Below are 14,180 nucleotides of genomic sequence, written 5' to 3'. Positions count from 1 at the left end.
ATGTCAGAGAAGATCAGCCCTGCTGGGACTGAAGGCTCTTCATCTGTTCGAGCTGCTGCTCCATGTCGTGTTTCGGCATCATGTTCTCGTTCATGTTGTGCATGACCCAGAGCGAGCCTGCCAAAACGATGAACAGGATGATCACGGCGAGCAGGGTCGCCATGAAGGTGCTGCCCTCTTCCGAGGAGGTGTTCAGATGCAGGAAGAACACCAGATGCACGATGATCTGCACGGCGGCAAAGGCCATGATGATACCGATCAGCGTGGTGCGGCTCATTTCCACCTCGCCCATGACGAGACCGAAGGGCACGATGGTCAGGATCGCGGCCAGCGCGAAACCGATCATCAGTTGCGACATGGTGCCGTGGCCGGAGCCGTGGTCGTCATGCCCGTGATCGTGCCCGTGTGCGGAATGCGTATCGTGACCCATCAGACCAACCTCACCAGATAGACAAAGGAGAAGACACCGATCCACACGAGATCGAGGAAGTGCCAGAACATCGACAGCGCACCGAGGCGACGCATGTTCGCGGTTCCGAGACCGTGTTTCGCGATCTGCACCATCAGGGTGACGAGCCAGATGATCCCGCCCGTGACGTGCAACCCGTGGGTGCCGACGAGGGCGAAGAAGGACGACAGGAAGGCCGACCGGCTCGGACCCGCGCCGATGTGGATCAGGTGATTGAACTCATAGAGTTCCATCGCGATGAAGCCAGCCCCGAAGAGGCCGGTGATCGCCAGCCACATCAGTGTGCCGCTCTGGTCCTTCTTGTCGGCGCGCAGCATGGCGAGACCGAAGGTGATCGAGGAGATCAGCAGAAGCGCGGTTTCGATGGCCACGAAGCCCGCTTCGAACAGATCCTTCGGGCCGGGTCCGCCAGCAAAGCTGCCGCCGAGAACCGCGTAGGTGGCGAAGAGCGAACCGAAAATGATGCAGTCGCTCATCAGGTAGATCCAGAACCCGATGGGGGTGGGGCTCTGGTGGTGAACGTCGTGGTCGACGACGCTCACACTTGCGGGGGCGGAGTGGCTCATGCCGCTGCTCCTTTTGCTTCCGTCGCGCTCACTTCCTCAGCGGGAATGTAGTAGTCGCGTTTGTAGTTGAAGGTGTGGAAAATCCCGAGGCCGATCATGCCGACAAAGGCGAGGATCGCGAGCCACCAGATGTACCAGACCATGGCAAAGCCGAACACCAGCGCCACACCGGCGATCAGCACACCGAAGGCGGTGCCTTTCGGCATATGGATCGGTTTGTAGCCGGTGGTCGGCCAGGTGAAGCCCTGTTGCTTCATCGTCCAGAACGCCTCGCGCCCGGTGATCTGAAGATCGAACGGGAAGTTATACGGCGCGGGCGGGGACTGGGTCGCCCATTCCAGCGTGCGCGCATCCCACGGATCGGTGCCACAGGCGAGTTGTTTGCGATCGCGGATCGAGACGTAGAAGTTGATGAAGGTCGACACGATACCCAGAAGGATCAGCACCGCACCGAAGGCCGCGACGATGAAATAGGGCTGCCAGCCCGCATCCGGGTATGTGGCGGTCCGGCGGGTCACACCCATCAGGCCAAGCGCATAGAGCGGCATGAAGGCGACATAGAAACCGGTGAACCAGAACCAGAAGCTGCGGCGACCCCATGTGTCGTTCATGCGGAAGCCGAAGGCTTTCGGCCACCAGTAGGAGACCGCCGCATAGACCGCAAACACCACGCCGCCGATGATCACGTTATGGAAGTGCGCAATCAGGAAGAGCGTGTTGTGAAGCTGGAAGTCGACCGGCGGCACGGCCAGCAGCACACCCGTCATCCCACCGATGGTGAAGGTGATCAGGAAGCCAATGGTCCAGAGCATCGGAACCTCGAGCCGCACGCGGCCCTTGTACATGGTGAAGAGCCAGTTGAAGATCTTCACACCGGTCGGCACGGCGATGATCATCGTGGTGATGCCGAAGAAGGTGTTGACGTTGGCGCCGGAGCCCATGGTGAAGAAGTGGTGCAGCCACACCACGAAGGACAGCACCATGATGCAGGCCGTGGCCCAAACCATCGTCTTGTAGCCGAAGATCGGTTTGCCGGAGAAGGTCGACACGATTTCCGAGAACACGCCGAAGCAGGGGATGATGAGGATATAGACCTCGGGGTGACCCCAGATCCAGATCAGGTTGATATACATCATCGCGTTGCCACCAAAGTCGTTGGTGAAGAAGCGGAAGTCGAAATAGCGGTCGAGCGTCAGCAGCGACAGGGTGGCGGTCAGCACCGGGAAGGCCACCACGATCAGCACGTTGGTGATCAGCGTCGTCCAGGTGAAGATCGGCATGTCCATGAGCTTCATGCCCGGCGCACGCATCTTAAGCACGGTGGCGATCATGTTGATGCCCGAAAGCGTCGTCCCGACCCCTGCGATCTGTAGCGCCCAGAGGTAGTAATCCATCCCCGGTCCGGTACTGTAACTTGCCCCCGACAGAGGCGGGAAGGCCAGCCAGCCGACCCGGGCGAATTCGCCCACGAAGAGCGAGATATTCACCAGAAGCGCGCCCGACACCGTCATCCAGAACGAGAAGTTGTTCAGGAACGGAAAGGCCACGTCACGCGCGCCGATCTGCATCGGCATGACATAGTTCATGATCCCGGTGATGAACACCATGGCCACGAAGAAGATCATGATCACGCCGTGGGCGGTGAACACCTGATCGAAGTGGTGCGGCGGCAGATAACCTTCGGCCCCGCCTGCGGCCATCGCCTGTTGCGCCCGCATCATCAGCGCGTCGGCAAAGCCGCGGATCAGCATGATGAAGCCCAGCACCATATACATGATGCCGATCTTCTTGTGGTCGACCGTGGTGACCCAGTCCCGCCACAGCGGCAGCCAAAGCTTGAAATAGGTCATCAGCGCCAGCACGACGAGCCCGCCAAGGGCCACGCCTGCGAAGGTCGCGATGAGGATCGGTTCGTGATAGGGGATCCAGTCGAGCGTCAGACGCCCGAAGATCGGCGAGAACGTCTCGGCCGGTTGCACGTATCCGTCAGCCATTGTTTTTAGTCTCCGTGCTCAGATAGCCGCTGATGATTTCCGGGCCGCAGATCGCCGCCGGGTCGTTGAAGAAGGCTTCGTGGAAGGCTTCGAGATCCGGGGTCGGCAGTTCCGGCAGTTCAACCGGGTTGCCGAAGCCGTCGATGGTGCGGGCGCGGTCGTAGCTATAGGCATTCGCTGCCGGGATACCCGCGAGGCCACCGCCGCCAAGCTCGTCCTGCATCATCATGTGACCCATGCAGACCTTGCCCTCTTCGACGCACATCTCGACGACGCGGTCGAACAGGCCGGCTTCGACGGAGGCGTAGTAGCTCACCGGTTCGTCGATGGTCGGTTTCTCGAGCGCGAGATAGCTCGCACGGGTCAGCGCCGCACCTTCGGTTTTGGCTTTCTCGATCCAGGCGTCGAAATCTTCGTCCGTCATCGAGAGCGTGTCGAAATGCATCTGCGAGAACCCGGGGCCGGAGTAATGCGCGGAACGACCGAAGAAGGTGCCGGTGTTGTCCGCGATCAGGTGCAGCTTGGTTTCCATGCCGGTCATCGAATAGACCATGCCGCCCAGAGCCGGGATCGACAGGGTGTTCATCACGGTCGAGGAGGTCAGACGGAAATTGATCGGACGGCCTTCCGGGATCGCCAGTTCGTTGACCGAGGCCACGCCGTATTCCGGGTAGATGAACAGCCATTTCCAGTCGAGCGACACCGCCTGAACCTCGACCGGTTCGCCCGCATTCAGGTGATCGAGCGAACGGTAGGGGTCGAGCCGGTGGGTGTAGACATAGGTCAGCCACCCCAGCGCGATGATGATCAGGATCGGAATGCCCCAGACCGCGACCTCGATCTTGGTCGAGTGCTCGAAGGTCGGATCGTAATCGGACTGGTCGTCACGATCGGCGCGGTACTTCAGCGGGAAGTACACGGCCATGATCAGCACCGGGACGATCACGATGAGCATGAGAGCCGTCGCGATCAGAAGCAGGTTGCGTTCCTGTCCCGCCACCCAGCCCTGGGGCGACAGAACGTCGTACTGGCACCCGGAAAGCGCAAATGCGCCGGCCAGTGCCAACAGTATTTTCGTTGATGTGTGCAATGCGTGCGTGCCTCTTGATGAGCTTTTCCGGACACGGCGGCGGGTCGGAAACCCGGGGCCGGGCGCGGTTGCGACATCCGCTAACGCGGCGCTGCGGCATGGTGCTCTGTGTCATTCTGTCGCATGGTCGTAAAACTTGGTTTTTCAAGCCGGTCCTCACGTATTTGTGACATCAGCTAAAAGGTACATATTTAATTTATGTTTATTTGTGCGCTTCTGTTGCGCTTTTGGTTGAAATCGAGTCGCTTGCGCGGATTCGCACGCTTTCGTGATGTGTCACAAGAATTTGCTCTCACATCTTGCCCCGCGCCCCGCGGCTGTCCTATGACACGGCAAAACGCATCCCAAGGATGCAACGCACATATCAAAGGCATCATGACATGAGGACGCAGACGATCACCGATCCGACGCTTACGCAGGCTATGAGCGACCCCCGACCGGCGCGGCCGGGCGATTACATCGTTCTTCTGAAACCGCGGGTGATGTCGCTAGTGGTGTTCACGGCGCTTGTCGGCCTGCTTGTGGCGCCCGTGCCGATGGACCCGATCCGCGGCGCGCTTTCGATCCTCTGCATTGCGCTGGGCGGCGGTGCCTCCGGCGCGCTCAACATGTGGTGGGATGCCGATATCGACGCCAAGATGCACCGCACCTCCAATCGTCCGATCCCGGCAGGGCGGGTGAATGCGCATGAGGCGCTGATCCTTGGGCTGGTGCTCTCCGTGCTCTCCGTCGGGGTGCTGTCGCTGGTGGCCAATCCGGTCGCGGGCGGGCTTCTGGCCTTCACCATCTTCTTCTATGTCGTGATCTATTCGGTGCTCCTGAAGCGCGCGACGCCGCAGAACATCGTGATCGGCGGCGCCTCCGGCGCGCTGCCGCCGATGATCGGCTGGGCCTGCGCCACGGGCGGCATCTCCATCGACAGTCTTCTGATGTTCGCGCTGATCTTCATGTGGACGCCGCCGCATTTCTGGGCCTTGGCGCTGTTCGTGAAATCCGATTACGGTCGCGCGGGCGTGCCGATGCTGACCGAAACCCATGGCCGCCCTTCAACGCGCCGCCATATCCTTGGCTATACGCTGGTGCTGATCCCGACCTCTCTGGCGCTGGGTCTCACCTCCATCGGCGGGCCGGTCTATCTGGCTGTGGCGGGCGTGCTGAACCTGCGCTTTCTGATCGGCGCATGGGCGGTGTTCCGCCGCACGGAAGACGAGGCCGAAGCCGACAATCAGCGCGCCGAGCGGCGGTTGTTCCGCCTTTCGCTCAGCTATCTCTTCCTGCATTTCTGTGCGCTTCTGGTCGAAGCGCTGCTGCACGCACAGGGTCTCAGCGGTTGGTAAAGCCGATCAGCGCGGCCCGCGCTGCGCCTTGACGGCGGCGAGGAAGGGGCGCGCCCAGGCCTCGTCCGGCGTCACATCGGAATTCTCCGCGGCAAGTTCGGCCAGAATTTTGCGATACTCGACCGTCATCCGGTCCGCACGGGTGTGCATTTCGGTCTGGATGTCGAGGGGAAACTCCGGTCTGACGCCCGAGAGCAATTCCTTGTCCTCCGCCTGAATGCGTCGGTCGAGCGCCACGATCCCGGCGATCTTTTCGGCATCCGGGTTGTCATTGCGGGCGATGAATTGGCAAAACAACGTGTGGCTGTCGTCCACCGGCGTCGCGGTCTTGTAGAGCACATGCCGGAGCCCGTTTTCATACTCCATCACATCCTTGTACATGAAGGGCTGAACCAGCTTCGAATTGGTTACGCGGATCGTGTAATCCCCCGTCAGCCCGGTGTTCTTGCGCAAAGCCTCGGTGACGCGGGCGCGGTAGCTGATCCGGGCCGAAAGATCGTGCCCGTTGCGGTTTATCTCGAAACTCTCGAACTGCGAGGCGTTGCTGTCGCCGATGGTGTTGCGATGGGTCCATGCGACGTGGGAAATGTCGAGCGCATTGTCGATCACGCGCGGCGCGGAGGTGTCCCACAGCTCCATCATCTCGTGAATGAGCGTAAACCCGTCCTGCTCCAATTCTGGCAGCGTCGGAATATCCTCGCGCGGCATGCCGACGCACATCCAGATCAGACCGTATTTCTCCTCGACCAGCATCGGCAGGGTCCGAGCGCGCGGCGGGATCGGTTTGTCCGGGTCGTTCTGCGGAATGCGGGTGCAGGCGCCCGAGCCGTCGAAGGCCCAGCCGTGATAGGGGCAGACGATATCGCCATTCTCGACCCAGCCCTGCGACAGACGCGCGGCGCGGTGCGGGCATTCGTCGATGGCACAGGCTACCTTGCCGCCCGCCGCCCGCCAGATCACATAAGTGTCGCTCAAAAGCCGCACCGCTTTCGGCGCGTCGGTCAGATCGGCGCTATAGGCGACCGGATACCAATAATCACGCAGGGCGGGGATTTCGCTGACATACATGGTCGTGTCCTCTTAGATTTCAGGTTACGCGCGGCGGAAGGGCTTGCCCACATCGGCGGGGCCGGAGGCGCGCCCGACAAAGGTCGCAAGCGCCACCAGCGCAAGAATATACGGCAGGGCAAACAGAAGATCATGCGGCAGATCGTCGGTGAAGATCTGCGCCCGAAGCGCGGCCGCATCGGCAAGGCCAAAGCCCAGACAGACGAGGAACGCCGGCCCCACCCGCCATTTGCCAAAGACCATGGCGGCGAGCGCCAGAAACCCGCGCCCCTGCGTCATCGAGGCCTGAAACAGATCGAGCGTCACGATCGACAGATACGCCCCGCCAAGCGCCGCCAACACGCCCGAGAGCGTGACGGCGATGAAGCGCACGCGGGTGACGTCGATCCCGGCGGCATCGGCGGCCACGGCGCTTTCGCCACAGGCGCGCAGCCGCAGCCCCATATCGGTGCGCATCAACACCCACCAGACGAGAAACACGAGGCCAAAGGCGCACAGATCGATGAAGGAAAACTCCGCCAGAAGCGGCCCGATCAGGGGCAGGTCGCCGACCAATGGCAGGGGCGGCGTCGGCACTTTCGGCACGCTCGGCGTGGTGCCGTCGATGCCCCAGATGATCGGCACAAGGGCGGCGGTCAGGCCTGCGCCGATCAGGTTGATCGCGGTCGACCCGATCACCTGATCGCCCCGCAAGGACACCGACATGACGGCCAAAAGTCCGCCCGTGAGCGCGCCGGTGAAGACCGCGCCCAAAAGCCCGAGCCACGGATTGCCGGTCAGGTAGGAAAACGCCACCGCCCCGAAAGCCCCGCCCAGCATCATGCCCTCAAGCCCGATATTGACGACCCCGCTGCGTTCGCAGAGCAGCCCGCCGAGCATCGGCAGGATCACCGGAATGGCGAGATGCAGCATCGAGGCGAACAGCGAGAGGGTGATGAAATCGCTCATGATGTCTCTCCGGAAGAGGGGCGGCGCAGGCGCGACCAGAGGTGTAAAATCGCCGGTTGGATCGCCACGAAGGCCACGACGAGACCCGACACCACGCCGACCATTTCGCGGCTGATGCCCGCCACAGCCTGCATCTGAACCGCGCCGGAATCGAGCATGGCGAAGAAGAAGGCGGAGATCACCATGGCGATGGGTGAGAGCGCGGCGAGAAGCGCGACCGCGATGGCGTCATATCCGTAACCGGCAGAAAACGCGTCGAAAAACCGGCCATAGACGCCCAAGACCTGCACCGCGCCCGCAAGCCCGCCAAGACCGCCGGAGATCAGAAGCGTGGCGATGGTGATGCGCGGCACAGAGACCCCGGAGGCCCGCGCCGCGCCGGGATTGGCGCCCAAAAGTCGGATGCGAAAACCCAAAGGCGTGCGATACAGAAGCCACCAGATGCCGACAACGGCGATCAGCGCAATGATCAGCCCGGAATGCAGCCTCGTGCCGTCCCAGATCATCGAGAGCCGCGCGTCGCGGGGGATTTTCTCGGTCGCCGAGGGTTGCGTGGCGGAGACAAACGGACCTGCGGGGGAGACGGCATAGAGCGCCACGCTGATCGCGATGAAATTGACCATGATCGTGGTCACAACCTCATGCACGCCGCGATAGGCCTTGAGCAGCGCCGGGATCAGCGCGGCGGACGCACCGCCCGCGATGCCGCCCAAAAGGCAGAGCGCTGTGAGAATCATCGGCGGCGCGTTAACCTCTGCGCCGATCACGCCCGCGACGAGCCCGCCGAAAATAAGCTGGCCCTCGACGCCGATGTTAAAAAGCCCGCCGTGGAATGAGATCGCCACGGCCAGCCCCGCAATCAGCAGCGGGATCATCTGGATCAGGGTTTCGGCGATGGCGAATTGCGACCCGAGCGCGCCGTTGAAAAACGCCTCGCCCGTGGTGCCGAGATCGGCGCCGGACAAAAGGATAAAGGGCAGGGCGCAGAGCATCGCCGCGCCCAGCGTCAGCGCGAAAATCAGCGCGCGGCCTGCGAAGGTGCGCGCCCGGTCGCGGGTCTGCGCCACAAAGGCGCCCATCTCGCGCGGCGCACTTGCGCGGGTCGCCATGGCCTCGGCCACATCGGGCGCAAGCCGGGCCATGCCGGAACCGGGAAGGGCGGGGCGTTTCGGTCTCATGCTCTGCGCTCCATTTGCGTCGTGTCGGCGGCGCCGGACATCCAGCGGCCGATCTGGTCGATGTCGAACTCGGCCGCGACCATCTCGCCCACGATCCGCCCTTTGCGCAGGACGACAAGCCGGTCGGCGATGGCGAAAACCTCGCTCAGATCGAGGCTCAACAAAAGCACCGCATTGCCCTCGGCGCGGAGCCGCAGCAAAGCGTCCTGCACCGCGACGGTCGAGCCGATGTCGAGCCCCCGCGTCGGCTGAGCCGCGATCATCAGGCGGGGGGCGCGGGCCAGTTCGCGCCCGACGACGAGTTTTTGTTGGTTGCCGCCCGACAGCGAGGCCATCGGCAGATCGGGCGAGGGGGTGCGGACCTTATGGCGCTCGATCAGCACCTCGGTAAACACCCGGCGCTGTTTCTGCGACAGGATCAGGGGCGAGCCGCTAAAGGGCGCGCCATCGACAAAACCGATCGAGGCGTTGTCGATCAGGGACATGCTGTCGGCCACACCCGTGGCGTGGCGGTCCTCGGAAATATGCGCGAGCCCGGCGTTCAGGCGGCGCTGGGTCGGCCAGTCGACGACGTTGTGATTGTCGATGCCGATCATGCCGTCGCGTGCCTTTCGGAGCCCCATCAAAAGCTCGACCAATTCGCTCTGGCCATTGCCCTCGACCCCCACCACGGCGACAATCTCGCCGCCATGCACCTTGAGGTCCAGCGGGCCGAGGCGGCTGCCGTCCGTCAGGCCGCGCATGTCGAGAATGACCGGGCCGTCGAGCGCTGCGCGCTCCGGCAAGGCCGGCTTGTCGCGCCCGATCATCATGGTGACAAGCGCGGCCTCGATGGGTTGGCGCACGGCAGGATCCCCGAGCGCCTTGCCCTTAAGCTCTGCCTCGCCCACCACCGCACCATCGCGCAACACAGTAACACGGTCGCACAAGTGCATGATTTCCGGCATTTTGTGGCTGATCAGCACGATGGTCGTGCCCTCCGCGCGCAAACGATGTAGCACAGCGTAAAGCTCTTCCGCCTCGGGCGGCGACAGTGCGGCCGTCGGCTCATCGAGCACCAGCGTGCGCGCGCCGCCCCAGAGCGCCTTGAGGATTTCGACCTTCTGGCGGGCACCCACCGAGAGCGTTGCGACCTTTGCCGTGGGCTCGATGCCAAAGCTGAAGCGGTCGGACAGCTCCTGGGCGCGCTCCGCCGCCGCTTTCAGATCGAGCCTGCGCGACAGGCGCGACAGAACCGATCCGCGCGTCCGGCCCATGATCAGGTTTTCCACCACCGAAAAGGCAGGGATCAGGCTGAAATGTTGCTGCACCATGCCGATCCCGGTGCTGAGCGCCTCTGCGGAGGACCGAAACGCCACCGCTGCACCGTCGATCTCGACCGTGCCTGCGTCGGCGCGGATCATGCCGAAGAGGATTTTCATCAGCGTCGATTTGCCCGCGCCGTTTTCGCCCAAAAGCCCGTGGATCGAGCCGGGGGCGACGCACAGGTCTATGGCGCGGTTGGCGTGGACCGCGCCAAACCGCTTGTCGATGCCCGCGAGCCGGATGGCCGCGGGCTGAGAGGCGTCTGCCCCGCTCACAACTCACCCGGAACGAAGGCGTCGAGCGCCTCATAGGTGTCCGGCGGCGTCAGCTCGCCCGCGATGATCTTGGCCTTGGCGCTTTCAACCTTGGCCAGAACCTCGGCGGGCAGCGTGTCGATGTTGTCGGCGCAGAGGCCGACCGCGCCTTCGGCCAGACCAAGGCTCTGCGGCCCGCCCACGAAGGTTGCGTCATGCACGGCCTTGTTCTCGTAGAACACCGCGCCCGCCACATCCTTGACGGCGGAGGTCAGGAAATTGTCCGGCGCCAGATGGCCTTTGCAGGTGTCGGCGGCGATCACCCAGTGATCCGCTCCCTCGGCGATGATCGCGTCGTAAATCCCGCGCCCACCGCCGCCTGCGACATCCATGATCACATCGACATCGCTGTCGAACATGCCCTCGGCCAGAACCTTGGCCTTGGCCGGATCGCGGAAGGAGCCGACGAACGCATGCGCCACCTCAATCTCCGGATCGACGGAGGCGATGCCCGCCTTGTAGCCCGCGAGAAAGCGCACGACGGGCGGGGTTTCCATGCCGCCGACAAAGCCGATATGCCCGGTTTTCGAGGTCATCGCAGCGACGACACCGGCGAGGAAGGCGGCTTCCTGTTCGCGGAAGGTGACACTTGCGACATTCTCAAGCGGCTTGCCCGCATCATCGACCGACACGGCGTCGATCAGGGTGAAATGCGCGTCGGGTTTCATCATCGCCACCTCGGTCAGCGCGTCGTTCAAAAGCGATCCGACGCCGACGACCATGGTGGAGCCGCCCGCCACCGCCTGCAACAGGTTCGGCACGAATTGCGACTGGTCGGTGGACTGAATGACCTGCGCGCGGCCGCCGAAGGCTTCGACCGAGCGGTCGAGGCCCAGTTTGGCCAGATCGTTAAAGCCGTGATCGCCCAACCCGTTCTGGTCGGTGATCATGGTCCAGACCGCATCCTCCTGCGCGCGGGCGCTCAGGGGCAGGATCGCCCCGGCGACGGCGGTTGCGAGCGAAAACAAAAGGGCGCGACGGGTTTGGGAGGTCAGAAGCGGGAAAGTCAGGAGGTCAGTGCGTTCGGTCATATGAGGCTCCGTGCGTTGCAAGTCGACAGGTGTGTGGAGGTGAAAAGTCTGGTCTTTCTGCGTCTTAGCCCCCGGCCCAGCCGGTGAGCGCCTGAAGTTTCGAGCCGGTGCGCGGTTCGTGTGCGCGGCTCAGTGCGATCTCGACGGCCTCCTCGGGAGTGGCCGCAAAACTGACGGGAAGCACGCGGCGTTCGTCGAGGTAACAGCCATCGTAGAGCGTGTCGCGCAGCCGGTCCGACCAGCCGCCACAGCCCTCGAGCGCCACCACGGGCACGCCCGCGTCATAGGCCACGGTCAATTCGTTCAAAGTGCCGACCCCGCCGCCCAGCATGATCAGGCTGTGACAACAACGCGCGGTCAGGATGTTGCGGATCGTGCCCATACCGGTGGGGAAAACGAGGTCGCAATAGGCGTTGGCCTTTTCTGCGTCGCCATAGGGCAGGAAGCCGACGGTCAGCCCGCCCGCCGCTTTCGCGCCCCGGCTGGAGGCCTCCATAACCCCGCCGGTGCCGCCGGTGACAAGCGCAGCACCCGCCTGCGCCACCGCTTTGCCGACCGCTTCGGCGGCGTCGAGCAAGACGGGAGGAAGGGTTTCGCCCGGTCGGCTCGAACGTCCGATCAGGCCGATGGTGATCATGCGCGTCATGGCTGTTCCTCCTTTGCGAATTGCGATTTCGCGCGAGGCATGTCCAAAATTTTGGTGGCTGCGCGCAGCGTTTCCATGCGACCGATCACGTCAAGCGGATCGATCCCGAGCAGGTCGAGCGGATCGGCGGTCTCCAAGGCGAACGAGGCGCAGGCCGCCCCCATGGCCGCCGCGTCTCGCAGACTTGCGCCGGACGCGCGCGCCACGAGAAAACCACCGCAAAACGTATCGCCCGCCCCGGTTGGGTCCATCGGTGCGGCGGGATAGGCGGGAAGATGCAAAAGGGTTTGATCTTCAAGGATATAGGCACCGTCGGCTCCGGCCTTGAGGACCAGATCCTTCGCGCCGACGGCCCGGAGCGCCCTGAGTGCCGTGATCACGTCGAGATCCGGCGCAAAGACATCGAAATCCGAGGTCGAGGGCAGGAAAATGTCGATCTTCGACAGGCTCGGCTCCAGTCGCGCAAAGGGCGCGCCAATCAGTTCCTGGCGGGTCGGGCAATCGGCCTGCACCGTGCCTCGGGCGCCCGCCAGAGCCGCCACCAAAGCGCGGTGACGCGCCAGAGGCAGGAGCGGCAGATGCCAGTGGGCCACCTCGGTCAGCCAGTCGGCGGGAATGTCTCCGGGCGTGGGGGCGCCTTCGACAAGCGTTTCCGGCATCTGCGTCGTGTCGATGAACGCGGCGCGGGTCTGCTCCGGCATCGGTGCGAGCAGGGTCTCCGGGACCGGCTGGATGCGCTCGCCGTTCGGCATGTGAACGTAGCTGACGCGCACCGGATGCGGGCGGGGCAGGCGAATGAGGGAGCCGAGATCGAACCCCGCACCGCGGAGCCGCTTGAGCACCTCGGCGGGATAATCCGATCCGACGCGGGCGACGATGCGCGGCGTGCGCCCGGCGAGATAGGCCCCCATCGCGGACCAGAGCGCATTGCCGCCGGGCTTTGCGGGCAGGGCCGTGCCGTCCGGTGTGACGACGCTGTCGATGCTGAACGAGCCGACGATCGCGATCGGGGCGGCGGGGTTTGTCATATGTCCGTTCGGGCGAGTCATCGGAGGGCGCAGGCGATCTTTGTCAAGGTCATGGGGAGAGGCTATGCGGTATGTTTCATTGTTCAACAATGAATTCTATTGAATTTGAGGGAATGAGGCGCAAAGCGATGTTTGCGTATTTTTTGAGCCGTTTTTGCGCCCGCCAGTCGGCTTTCGCGTGTTTTGCGGGCGTTTGTCGTCTCAGCGTCGACGTGCCGCCTTGGCGAGACCCTCAGGCACCCAGCCCGCGTTGCGCGGGTCGACATTGCGACCGGGGGCGACCAGCTCGTCGATCTTGTCGAGCAGATCTTCGTCGAGTGTGATGTCGGCGGCGGACAAAAGCGCGTCGAGTTGCGTTTCGGTGCGCGGGCCGATCAGCGTGCTGGTCACGGCCGGGTGCGCGCGGGTCCAGGCGAGGCTCATCTGCATGAGGCTCAGCCCGGCGCTTTCGGCCAGCGGTGCGAGCGCTTCGACGAGGGCGAGCTTCGCCGCATCGTCGGCGCGGACGAACGGGTTGCCGGAGGCTGCGCGCGAGCCCGCAGGCGCCGCCGTGTCGCGCCGGTATTTACCGGTCAGCCAGCCGCCGTTCAAGGGGCTCCAGACCAGTGTGCCCATGTCATAGCGCTGACAGGTTGGCAGGACTTCGGCCTCGATTCCTCTTACGAAGATCGAGTAAGGAGCCTGTTCTGAGGTGAAGGTCGTGACCCTTTCGCGCTCCGCCGCCCATTGCGCCCGAACCATCCGTTCCGCCGGGAAGGTTGAGCTTCCGATGTGGTGGATCTTGCCCGCCTTGATCAGGTCTTCGAAGGCGCGCAGCGTCTCTTCGATCGGTGTTTTCGGGTCCGGGCGGTGCAGTTGGTAGAGGTCGATATAATCGGTTCCAAGCCGTTTGAGCGACCCCTCCACCGCTTCGCTGATCCATGCGCGGCCGCCGCCCGAGCGCGCCGGATCGCCGCCCATCGGCAGGCCAACCTTGGTCGCCAGAACAACCTTGTCCCGCCGCGATTTGAGAGCTTTGCCGAGTACGGTTTCGACGGTGCCATTGACGTAAATATCCGCCGTGTCGATCAGATTGATCCCGGCGTCGAGCGCCTTGTGGGTGAGGCGGATGGCTTCGTCTTCACTGTTCGACGTCAAGAGCGCCATGGTGCCGAGGCCGAAACAGGAGACCGAAAGCCCGGAGCGCCCGAGGGTGTTCATATGCAT

Annotated in this window: 13 protein-coding genes; 1 reads left to right on the top strand and 12 read right to left on the bottom strand. The window is 63.5% G+C overall.

Annotated features, from left to right (window positions below; all coding sequences use genetic code 11):
- Positions 1-13: 13 nt before the first annotated feature.
- The 4 genes from cyoD to cyoA are packed head-to-tail and all read right to left on the bottom strand — an operon-like array spanning position 14 to position 4,095.
- Positions 14-430 carry a cytochrome o ubiquinol oxidase subunit IV gene (gene cyoD, locus V1471_RS07905; RefSeq protein WP_434287826.1) on the bottom strand — a complete coding sequence of 139 codons (417 nt, stop codon included), beginning with the start codon at positions 428-430 and terminating at the stop codon, positions 14-16.
- Positions 430-1,035, bottom strand: coding sequence for a cytochrome o ubiquinol oxidase subunit III (cyoC, locus tag V1471_RS07900; protein WP_066711263.1), 606 nt, complete (start codon positions 1,033-1,035; stop codon positions 430-432). Before cyoC ends, cyoD begins: the two co-directional genes overlap by 1 nt.
- Positions 1,032-3,029: a cytochrome o ubiquinol oxidase subunit I gene (gene cyoB / locus V1471_RS07895; protein ID WP_434287824.1), complete on the bottom strand. Its 1,998-nt coding sequence runs from the start codon at positions 3,027-3,029 to the stop codon at positions 1,032-1,034. Before cyoB ends, cyoC begins: the two co-directional genes overlap by 4 nt.
- A complete protein-coding gene (gene cyoA / locus V1471_RS07890; RefSeq protein ID WP_434287823.1) occupies positions 3,022-4,095 on the bottom strand; it encodes a ubiquinol oxidase subunit II in 1,074 nt (357 codons plus the stop codon). The genes cyoB and cyoA overlap by 8 nt, the downstream gene beginning before the upstream one ends.
- 404 nt (positions 4,096-4,499) lie before the next feature.
- Between cyoA and cyoE the strand changes: the two genes are divergently transcribed.
- Positions 4,500-5,456 carry a heme o synthase gene (gene cyoE / locus V1471_RS07885; protein WP_434287822.1) on the top strand — a complete coding sequence of 319 codons (957 nt, stop codon included), beginning with the start codon at positions 4,500-4,502 and terminating at the stop codon, positions 5,454-5,456.
- A 6-nt stretch (positions 5,457-5,462) separates the two neighbouring features.
- Here the strand turns inward: cyoE and V1471_RS07880 are convergent, their stop codons facing one another.
- The 8 genes from V1471_RS07880 to V1471_RS07845 form a co-directional block, all read right to left on the bottom strand.
- Entirely contained in the window at positions 5,463-6,524 is a 1,062-nt protein-coding gene (locus V1471_RS07880) for a Rieske 2Fe-2S domain-containing protein (RefSeq protein ID WP_434287820.1), read from the bottom strand.
- A gap of 24 nt (positions 6,525-6,548) precedes the next feature.
- A complete protein-coding gene (locus V1471_RS07875) occupies positions 6,549-7,472 on the bottom strand; it encodes an ABC transporter permease (RefSeq protein WP_434287818.1) in 924 nt (307 codons plus the stop codon).
- The gene (locus tag V1471_RS07870; protein ID WP_434287816.1) at positions 7,469-8,650 is read right to left on the bottom strand and encodes an ABC transporter permease; all 1,182 of its coding nucleotides are present in this window, start codon (positions 8,648-8,650) and stop codon (positions 7,469-7,471) included. The genes V1471_RS07875 and V1471_RS07870 overlap by 4 nt, the downstream gene beginning before the upstream one ends.
- The gene (locus tag V1471_RS07865; protein ID WP_434287814.1) at positions 8,647-10,230 is read right to left on the bottom strand and encodes an ABC transporter ATP-binding protein; all 1,584 of its coding nucleotides are present in this window, start codon (positions 10,228-10,230) and stop codon (positions 8,647-8,649) included. The genes V1471_RS07870 and V1471_RS07865 overlap by 4 nt, the downstream gene beginning before the upstream one ends.
- Positions 10,227-11,300 (bottom strand): BMP family lipoprotein, encoded by a 1,074-nt coding sequence (locus V1471_RS07860; protein WP_434287812.1) that lies wholly within the window; start codon positions 11,298-11,300, stop codon positions 10,227-10,229. Before V1471_RS07860 ends, V1471_RS07865 begins: the two co-directional genes overlap by 4 nt.
- 64 nt (positions 11,301-11,364) lie before the next feature.
- The gene (locus V1471_RS07855) at positions 11,365-11,946 is read right to left on the bottom strand and encodes a TIGR00725 family protein (RefSeq protein WP_434287810.1); all 582 of its coding nucleotides are present in this window, start codon (positions 11,944-11,946) and stop codon (positions 11,365-11,367) included.
- Entirely contained in the window at positions 11,943-12,974 is a 1,032-nt protein-coding gene (locus V1471_RS07850) for a carbohydrate kinase family protein (protein WP_434287808.1), read from the bottom strand. Before V1471_RS07850 ends, V1471_RS07855 begins: the two co-directional genes overlap by 4 nt.
- A 201-nt stretch (positions 12,975-13,175) precedes the next feature.
- Entirely contained in the window at positions 13,176-14,180 is a 1,005-nt protein-coding gene (locus V1471_RS07845) for an aldo/keto reductase (protein ID WP_434287806.1), read from the bottom strand.

It is taken from the genome of Celeribacter sp. SCSIO 80788, assembly GCF_051054295.1.
In the GTDB taxonomy this organism is placed as follows: domain Bacteria; phylum Pseudomonadota; class Alphaproteobacteria; order Rhodobacterales; family Rhodobacteraceae; genus Celeribacter.
The sequence above is the reverse complement of the archived record's forward strand: the minus strand, read 5'-3'. Positions and strand labels throughout refer to the sequence as shown.

Excerpts from the sequence above, each read along its gene's own strand:
- cyoD (WP_434287826.1), bottom strand. The coding sequence starts at position 430 with ATGGGTCACGATACGCATTCCGCACACGGGCACGATCACGGGCATGAC.
- cyoC (WP_066711263.1), bottom strand. The coding sequence starts at position 1,035 with ATGAGCCACTCCGCCCCCGCAAGTGTGAGCGTCGTCGACCACGACGTT.
- cyoB (WP_434287824.1), bottom strand. The coding sequence starts at position 3,029 with ATGGCTGACGGATACGTGCAACCGGCCGAGACGTTCTCGCCGATCTTC.
- cyoE (WP_434287822.1), top strand. The coding sequence starts at position 4,500 with ATGAGGACGCAGACGATCACCGATCCGACGCTTACGCAGGCTATGAGC.
- V1471_RS07880 (WP_434287820.1), bottom strand. The coding sequence starts at position 6,524 with ATGTATGTCAGCGAAATCCCCGCCCTGCGTGATTATTGGTATCCGGTC.
- V1471_RS07875 (WP_434287818.1), bottom strand. The coding sequence starts at position 7,472 with ATGAGCGATTTCATCACCCTCTCGCTGTTCGCCTCGATGCTGCATCTC.
- V1471_RS07870 (WP_434287816.1), bottom strand. The coding sequence starts at position 8,650 with ATGAGACCGAAACGCCCCGCCCTTCCCGGTTCCGGCATGGCCCGGCTT.
- V1471_RS07860 (WP_434287812.1), bottom strand. The coding sequence starts at position 11,300 with ATGACCGAACGCACTGACCTCCTGACTTTCCCGCTTCTGACCTCCCAA.
- V1471_RS07855 (WP_434287810.1), bottom strand. The coding sequence starts at position 11,946 with ATGACGCGCATGATCACCATCGGCCTGATCGGACGTTCGAGCCGACCG.
- V1471_RS07850 (WP_434287808.1), bottom strand. The coding sequence starts at position 12,974 with ATGACAAACCCCGCCGCCCCGATCGCGATCGTCGGCTCGTTCAGCATC.
- V1471_RS07845 (WP_434287806.1), bottom strand. The coding sequence starts at position 14,180 with ATGCATATGAACACCCTCGGGCGCTCCGGGCTTTCGGTCTCCTGTTTC.